Genomic DNA, 7,804 nt, shown 5'->3' with positions numbered 1-7,804 from the left:
GCGCCGCCCGTGCGGCCCTGCGGTCGGGCGAACTGGGCTGGCTGCACACCCTGCGCGCCTGCACCAGCGACCGGACCCCGCCGCCGCCGGCCTTCCTCCCCACCTCCGGCGGGCTGTTCCGGGACTGTTCCATCCACGACTTCGACATCCTGCGCTGGCTGACCGGCCGCGAGGTGGTCTCGGTCTACGCCCAGGGCGGCAACCGTGGTGCGCCCTTCTTCGCCGAGGCCGACGATGTGGACACCTGCGCGGCGCTGCTGCGCTTCGACGACGACACCCTGGCGACCGTTACCGCGACGCGTTACAACGGGGCGGGCCACGATGTGCGGCTGGAGGTCTGCGGCTCCGAGGGCGCGCGCTTCGTCGGCCTCGACGACCGGGCCCCGCTGCCGTCCGCGGAACCGGAGCCGCGGCTGTCCTGGCGGCGGGCGGCCGACCCGTACGCCACCTTCATGGAGCGCTTCCACGACGCCTACGTCACCGAGCTGGGCGCCTTCATCGAGGTCGCCGCCGGTCGCGCACCGAGCCCGTGCACACCGGCGGAGGCGCTGGAGGCGCTCTACGTGGCCGAGGCCTGCGAGCGCTCGCGCCGGACCGGCGCACCGGTCGCGGTCGCCGACGTCCGCGCCGCTCCTGGCGCGCCCGGCGGCGGCTCGCCCACTGGATGACGCTGCCGACGGCGGCCACCGCGCAGGAGACGCCCAGGCCGACGCCGGCGGCGTGCAGCGGGTGGCCCGCGGTGGCGCTGCCGAGGTAGCCCAGGCCGACCGAGTACGTGGCCCAGGTCAGTTCGGCGATTGCGGCGCCGAGCGCGTACTTGCGCGGCGGATAGCGCAGAATCCCGGACGCCAGCGCCCCCGCGATCCGGCCGCTCGGCAGGAACCGTACGGCGATCACGAACGGCACGCCGTAGCGTTCGATCCGCTGCGAGGTCCACTCCAGCAGCGCCCGGCGGCGGGGGCTGCGCCGCAGCCAGGCGCGTACCGGCCCGCCGAACCGTCGCGCGGCGACGTACATCAGCAGGTCCCCGAGCAGGGCGCTGCCCGCGACGGCCAGGAGGACCAGCGGGAGGAACAGCTCCCCACGGGAGGCGAGCACACCGGCCGAGACGAGCAGGCCGGAGTTCGGGACCAGCGGGGGCAGGGTCGTGAGCACCAGCAGGCCGTAGAGGGCGAGTACGTCCATCCGGCCGCCTCCTCGGATCCGCCCCCGAGTCCGTACCCCCAAGGCTGACGCGCGCTGCGGCGCTCGGCAAACGTCATGGGCGTGGCGAGGGCTGGATCGATACCCCCTAGGGGTATAAAGTTGGCCCGGCACCACATCGGCACCACATCGGCACGACATCGGCACCACAAGGAGAATCCCCCATGACCGAGAACGGCTCCTGCTGCACCCCGGAAGGCTCCTGCGACTCCGGCGGCACCGACATCCAGGCCGGCGAGGTGACCACCACGTACCGGGTCACCGGCATGACCTGCAGCCATTGCGAGGGGGCGGTGTCGTCCGAGATCGGCGAGATCGACGGCGTCAGCTCGGTCCAGGCAGCCGCGGCCACCGGCCTGGTGACCGTCACGTCCGAGGCGCCGCTGGACGAAGAGGCCGTACGCGCGGCCGTCGACGAGGCCGGTTATGAGCTTGCGGGGCAGGCGACCTGAGTCACGGCCCGACCCTCCGGACAGGCGCAGGTCGAGCCGGCCACCCGTGGCCGCGCGGCCTGCGCCGCGCCGTCACTGTGACGACTTGCGACCACAGGTGACGGCTTGCGACCAGAGGCCTTCACGGGACCTTTACAACCGTCACAACATCAACGCACCGGGGCACAATACTCATACCTCGGAGCATCAATCTCCAGATCGCACCCCTTGACCGCATTCACCCCCATATGGCAAGAGACTCAGATCACACTCATCGGAACGTAACCATTGAGGGGGGTCGCGAGTCTAACCGGGCAGTGCAGGCACCCCGGCGGGGCCTGCACGGCCACGGTCGTGCTGATCTTGGGGGATCATGCCCGGCCACGCGTAGCCGGGGCGACGTGCCCGGGGAGCTTTGAGCGGCCCTCCCGATGTGCGCGTCCCGGCAGTTCGCGGTGCACCCGAAGCGCCCGGACGGATCCCGTGGGGGGAATCCAACCGGGGAAATGGGAAGCGCCCCGCACTCTGGACCCGTGGGGGGATCCGGAGGCGGGGCGCTTTCGTTTGCGCCAGGTGTCAGCGCTGCTCGACCGGCACGAAGTCGCGCTCGACGACGCCGGTGTAGATCTGCCGCGGGCGGCCGATACGGGAACCGGGCTCCTTGATCATCTCGTGCCACTGGGCGATCCAGCCGGGCAGCCGGCCGAGCGCGAAGAGCACGGTGAACATCTCGGTCGGGAAGCCCATGGCCCGGTAGATCAGGCCGGTGTAGAAGTCGACGTTCGGGTAGAGCTTGCGCGAGACGAAGTAGTCGTCGGAGAGCGCGTGCTCCTCCAGCTTGAGGGCGATGTCCAGCAGCTCGTCGGACTTGCCGAGCGCGGAGAGGACATCGTGCGCCGCCGCCTTGATGATCTTCGCCCGGGGGTCGAAGTTCTTGTAGACGCGGTGCCCGAAGCCCATCAGCTTCACGCCGTCTTCCTTGTTCTTCACCTTGCGGATGAAGGCGTCGACGTCGCCGCCGTCGCGCTGGATGCGCTCCAGCATCTCCAGCACGGACTGGTTGGCGCCACCGTGCAGGGGGCCCCACAGGGCGTTGATGCCGGCCGAGATCGAGGCGAAGAGGTTCGCCTGCGAGGAGCCGACCAGGCGCACCGTCGACGTGGAGCAGTTCTGCTCGTGGTCGGCGTGCAGGATCAGCAGCTTGTCCAGGGCGCTGACCACGACCGGGTCGAGCTCGTACTCGGCGGCGGGCACCGAGAAGGTCATCCGCAGGAAGTTCTCGACGTAGCCGAGGTCGTTGCGCGGGTAGACGACCGGGTGGCCGACGGACTTCTTGTACGCGTACGCCGCGATCGTCGGCAGCTTGGCCAGCAGCCGGATCGTGGAGATGTGGCGCTGCTGGTCGTCGAACGGGTTGTGGCTGTCCTGGTAGAAGGTCGACAGCGCGCTGACGACCGACGACAGCATCGCCATCGGGTGGGCGTCCCGGGGGAAGCCGTCGAAGAACCGCTTGACGTCCTCGTGGAGCAGGGTGTGGTACGTGATGTCCTGCTTGAAGTTCGCCAGCTCATCGACGGTGGGCAGCTCGCCGTTGATGAGGAGGTACGCGGTCTCGACGAACGTGCTGCGCTCCGCGAGCTGCTCGATCGGGTATCCGCGGTAGCGAAGGATGCCCTGCTCGCCGTCGAGATAGGTGATCGCGGATTTATACGCCGCGGTGTTGCCGTAACCGGAGTCCAGGGTCACCAGACCGGTCTCGGCGCGCAGCTTCGAGATATCGAAGCCCTGGTCGCCAACGGTGCTCTCGACGATCGGGTAGCTGTATTCGCCGTCCCCGTAACGCAGTACTACAGAGTTGTCGCTCACGTCATCCCTCACCGACGTTGTGCCTCTTCTTCGAGGTGCCCTGACTGCCTATACCTTCCCCCATTTGGACCTTGGATGTGCACTCGGGGTCGGCCATAGGGCCTCATCGCGGCACTCAGTGCCGCGTAAGTGTCCCATCCTGCTCCGCTTCGCCCCGATTACGAAAGAGGAGTCACCTCACATCGCCCCGGCGAGCCGGTGAGCCAGCGCCGTACACCGCCGACCGGCGGAAACCGTGCGGACGGCCTGACCCAGGGCCCTGCGGGAGCCGACCAGGACGACCAGGCGCTTCGCCCGGGTGACGGCGGTATACAGCAGATTGCGCTGCAGCATCATCCAGGCGCTCGTGGTGACCGGAATCACCACCGCTGGATACTCACTACCCTGCGAGCGATGGATCGTCACGGCATAGGCGTGCGCGAGTTCGTCGAGTTCGTCGAAGTCGTAGGGGACCTCCTCATCCTCGTCGGTGCGGACGGTCAGCCGCTGCTCCTCCGGGTCCAGGGAGGTGACCACACCGACCGTGCCGTTGAAGACTCCGTTGCGGCCTTTTTCGTAGTTGTTCCTGATCTGGGTGACCTTGTCGCCGACGCGGAAGACCCGGCCGCCGAAGCGGCGCTCGGGCACATCGGGGCGGGCCGGGGTGACCGCCTGCTGGAGCAGCCCGTTCAGGGCACCGGCACCGGCCGGACCGCGGTGCATCGGGGTCAGCACCTGGACGTCCCGGCGCGGGTCGAGGCCGAACTTCGCCGGGATCCGGCGGGCCGCGACATCGACGGCCAGCCGTCCGGCCTCTTCATTGTCCTCCTCCGCGAACAGGAAGAAATCGGTCAGCCCGCTGGTCAGGGGCGGGGTGCCGGAGTTGATCCGGTGGGCGTTGGTGACCACTCCGGACTGCTGGGCCTGCCGGAAGATCCGGGTCAGCCGCACCGCCGGCACCGGGCCGGATTCGGCCAGCAGGTCCCGCAGCACCTCGCCGGCGCCGACGGACGGCAGCTGGTCGACGTCCCCCACCAGCAGCAGATGGGCGCCCGGCGGCACCGCCTTGACGAGCTTGTTGGCCAGCAGGAGATCCAGCATGGACGCCTCGTCGACGACCACCAGATCGGCGTCCAGCGGCCGGTCGGCGTCGTAGGCGGCGTCCCCGCCGGGCTTGAGCTCCAGGAGGCGGTGGACCGTGGACGCCTCCGTCCCGGTGAGTTCCGAGAGTCGCTTGGCCGCCCGGCCCGTAGGCGCCGCCAGCACCACCTTGGCCTTCTTTGCGCGGGCCAGCTCGACGATGGACCGGACCGTGAAGGACTTACCGCAGCCGGGCCCGCCCGTGAGCACCGCGACCTTCCGCGTCAGCGCCAGCCGCACCGCCTCCCGCTGCTCGGGGGCCAGCTCGGCGCCCGTACGCCGCGCCAGCCAGGCCAGCGCCCGGTCCCAGTCGACATCCCGGAACGCCGGCATCCGGTCCTCGTCCGTCCGCAGCAGCCGGGTCAGCCGCCCGGCGAGCGAGATCTCGGCGCGGTGGAACGGCACCAGATAGACGGCGGTGACCGGCACGCCGTCCTCCCCGCCCGGCACCTTCTCCCGGACCACGCCCTCCGGGTCCGCGGCCAGCTCTCCCAGACAGTCGATGACCAGGCCCGTGTCCACCTGGAGCAACTTCACCGCGTCCGCGATCAGTTGCTCCTCGGGCAGGAAGCAGTGGCCCTGGTCGGTGGACTGCGACAGGGCGTACTGCAGGCCCGCCTTGACGCGGTCGGGGCTGTCGTGCGGGATGCCGACCGACTGGGCGATGCGGTCGGCGGTCAGGAAGCCGATGCCCCAGACGTCGGCGGCGAGTCGGTAGGGCTCGTTCCTGACGACCGAGATCGAGGCGTCGCCGTACTTCTTGTAGATCCGCACCGCGATCGACGTCGACACCTCGACGCTCTGGAGGAAGAGCATCACCTCCTTGATCGCCTTCTGCTCCTCCCAGGCGTCGGCGATCTTCTTGGTGCGCTTGGGGCCGAGGCCGGGGACCTCGATGAGCCGCTTCGGCTCCTCCTCGATGACCGTCAGGGTCTCCACGCCGAAGTGCTGGGTGATGCGGTCGGCGAAGACCGGCCCGATCCCCTTGACCAGGCCGGAGCCGAGGTAGCGGCGAATCCCCTGGACCGTGGCGGGCAGGACGGTCGTGTAGTTCTCGACGGTGAACTGCTTGCCGTACTGCGGATGCGAGCCCCAACGGCCCTCCATCCGCAGGGACTCGCCCACCTGGGCCCCCAGCAGCGCCCCGACGACGGTCAGCAGGTCGCCGGCGCCACGGCCGGTGTCGACGCGCGCGACCGTATAGCCGTTCTCCTCATTGGCGTAGGTGATCCGCTCGAGGACCCCTTCCACCACTGCTGGGTTGACCATGCCCCGACCGTACCGCCGGGGTCCGACAGTGCGGATGCCGGTGACACCTCGAGGGGCCCGTCCGATGGCCGGGCCCCTCGATTCCCCCCCATGCCGGTCCCGGACCCCCCGGATCCCCCCGGACCCTCCCCTGCCGGGACCAGCGTCAGCTATGACTACGGGCGGCCACCAACGGTTGCACGCTTCCGCAGAGTTATTTCCCCGTCACCGGATGTGCGAATTCCGTTCACCGGCCGACGTGGGTCCGGAAGCGTCGCACGACCTCGGCCAGCACCTCGGCGCCGTCCCGCGCCCACAGCGCCGGACGGAAGATCTCCACCTCGATCGGCCCCCGGTAGCCGGCCGCGTCCACCCGCTCCCGGAACCACCGCAGATCCACCGCCCCGTCCCCCAGCTGCCCGCGCCCCAGGAGGGCCCCCTCGGGCAGCGGGGTCACCCAGTCGGCGAGCTGGAACGCGGCGATGCGGGCGGCGCCGGCCCGGTCGATCTGGGCGCCGACCGTGTCGTCCCACCACAGGTGATAGGTGTCCACGACGACGCCCACCTGGCCGGCCGGGAACCGCTCGGCGATGTCCAGCGCCTGTGCGAGCGTGGAGACCACACAGCGGTCCGCCGCGTACATGGGGTGCAGCGGTTCGACCGCCAGCCGTACGCCCCGCTCGCCGGCGTACGGCGCCAACTCGCGCAGCGCGTCCGCGATCCGCTCCCGGGCACCGGGCAGGTCCCGGCTGCCGGGCGGCAGCCCTCCGGAGACCAGCACCAGGGTGTCCGTCCCCAGGGCGGCCGCCTCGTCGACCGCCGCCCGGTTGTCGGCCAGCGCCGCCGCCCGCTCTCCGGGGTCCGGAGCCGTGAGGAACCCGCCCCGGCACAGGCTGGTGACCCGCAGCCCGGCATCCCGTACGAGCCGGGCGGCGGCGGCCACCCCGTACTCCTGCACCGGCCCGCGCCACAGTCCCACGCCACCCACGCCCGCCCGCGCACAGCCGTCGGCCAGTTCCGGCAGCGACCACTGTCTGACGGTCTGCTGATTGAGACTCAGGCGAGCGAGGAGGGCGGCGGTGGCGGTGCGGTCGGTCATGAGGTTCCGTCCGTGATCATGTCCTCGGCGCCGTGGACCGCGAGCAGGCCGCGCATCCGCGCCGCGGCCAGCTCCCGGTCCGGGAACAGGCCGAGCCCGTCGGCCAGTTCGTACGCGCGGCGGAGATGCGGCAGGGAGCGGGCCGACTGGAGGCCGCCCACCATGGTGAAGTGGTCCTGCTGGCCCGCCAGCCAGGCGAGCAGGACCACCCCGGTCTTGTAGTAGCGGGTGGGCGCCTGGAAGAGGTGGCGGGCGAGCGGGACGGTCGGGTCCAGGAGGGCGCGGAACCCGGACGTGTCCCCGGCGTCGAGGCGGCGGACGGCCCCGGCGGCCAACGGGGCGAGCGGGTCGAAGACGCCCAGCAGGGCGTGGCTGAAGCCGTGGTCGTCGCCCGCGATCAGCTCGGGGTAGTGGAAGTCGTCGCCCGTATAGCAGCGCACGCCCGGTGGCAGCCTCCGGCGCAGCCGCACTTCGTGGCCGGCGTCCAGGAGGGAGACCTTGACGCCGTCCACCTTGTCCGGGTGCGCGGCGATGATCCGCAGGAACGTCTCGGTGGCGCCGTCGAGTTCGGCGCTGCCCCAGTAGCCGCGCAACGCCGGGTCGAAGAGCGGGCCGAGCCAGTGCAGGATCACCGGGCGGGCGGTCTGGCGCAGGAGGTGACCGTAGAGCTCGTGGTAGTCGTGCGGTCCGGTGGCGGCCGCGGCGAGCTGGCGGGACGCCAGCAGAACCGGCCGGGCACCGGCGTCCTCGACCAGCCCGAGCTGCTCCTCGTAGGCCGCCCGGACGTCCGCCAAGGAGGCCCCCCGGGGCGGCAGTTGGTCGGTGCCCGCCCCACAGG

At 70.9% G+C, this 7,804-nt stretch carries 6 protein-coding genes and 1 pseudogene; 2 read left to right on the top strand and 5 right to left on the bottom strand.

Features of this window, described 5'->3' with window-relative positions; all coding sequences use genetic code 11:
• A partial coding sequence (locus tag AZE13_RS38155; protein ID WP_258527837.1) for a Gfo/Idh/MocA family oxidoreductase occupies positions 1–668 on the top strand: 668 nt, incomplete at its 5' end.
• Between the two features lie 97 nt (positions 669–765).
• On the opposite strand, the pseudogene AZE13_RS38150 reads toward AZE13_RS38155, so the two are convergent.
• Positions 766–1,185, bottom strand: a pseudogene (locus AZE13_RS38150) (DedA family protein); the annotation flags it as partial.
• 182 nt (positions 1,186–1,367) lie between these two features.
• On the opposite strand from AZE13_RS38150, the gene AZE13_RS16585 reads away from it, so the two are divergent.
• The gene (locus AZE13_RS16585; RefSeq protein ID WP_066931760.1) at positions 1,368–1,655 is read left to right on the top strand and encodes a heavy-metal-associated domain-containing protein; all 288 of its coding nucleotides are present in this window, start codon (positions 1,368–1,370) and stop codon (positions 1,653–1,655) included.
• Positions 1,656–2,210: 555 nt separating this feature from the next.
• Here the strand turns inward: AZE13_RS16585 and AZE13_RS16580 are convergent.
• The 4 genes from AZE13_RS16580 to AZE13_RS16565 form a co-directional block, all read right to left on the bottom strand.
• Positions 2,211–3,500: a citrate synthase gene (locus AZE13_RS16580; RefSeq protein WP_066931758.1), complete on the bottom strand. Its 1,290-nt coding sequence runs from the start codon at positions 3,498–3,500 to the stop codon at positions 2,211–2,213.
• Positions 3,501–3,677: 177 nt separating this feature from the next.
• The gene (locus AZE13_RS16575; protein WP_066931756.1) at positions 3,678–5,888 is read right to left on the bottom strand and encodes an ATP-dependent RecD-like DNA helicase; all 2,211 of its coding nucleotides are present in this window, start codon (positions 5,886–5,888) and stop codon (positions 3,678–3,680) included.
• Positions 5,889–6,114: 226 nt separating this feature from the next.
• Complete coding sequence (locus AZE13_RS16570; protein ID WP_066931754.1) at positions 6,115–6,966, bottom strand: sugar phosphate isomerase/epimerase family protein; 852 nt, start codon at positions 6,964–6,966, stop codon at positions 6,115–6,117.
• Positions 6,963–7,804: DUF993 family protein (locus tag AZE13_RS16565; RefSeq protein WP_066931752.1), on the bottom strand; the 842-nt coding region annotated here is incomplete at its 5' end. The genes AZE13_RS16565 and AZE13_RS16570, both read right to left, overlap by 4 nt.

This window comes from Streptomyces sp. NBRC 110611, assembly GCF_001590865.1.
GTDB lineage: Bacteria > Actinomycetota > Actinomycetes > Streptomycetales > Streptomycetaceae > Streptomyces.
Note: the sequence above shows the minus strand (reverse complement) of the source record. Positions and strands in the feature narration are given on the sequence as shown.

What these genes read in the sequence shown, in the direction of transcription:
- AZE13_RS16585 (WP_066931760.1), top strand. Translation starts at nt 1,368, where the DNA reads ATGACCGAGAACGGCTCCTGCTGCACCCCGGAAGGCTCCTGCGACTCC.
- AZE13_RS16575 (WP_066931756.1), bottom strand. Translation starts at nt 5,888, where the DNA reads ATGGTCAACCCAGCAGTGGTGGAAGGGGTCCTCGAGCGGATCACCTAC.
- AZE13_RS16570 (WP_066931754.1), bottom strand. Translation starts at nt 6,966, where the DNA reads ATGACCGACCGCACCGCCACCGCCGCCCTCCTCGCTCGCCTGAGTCTC.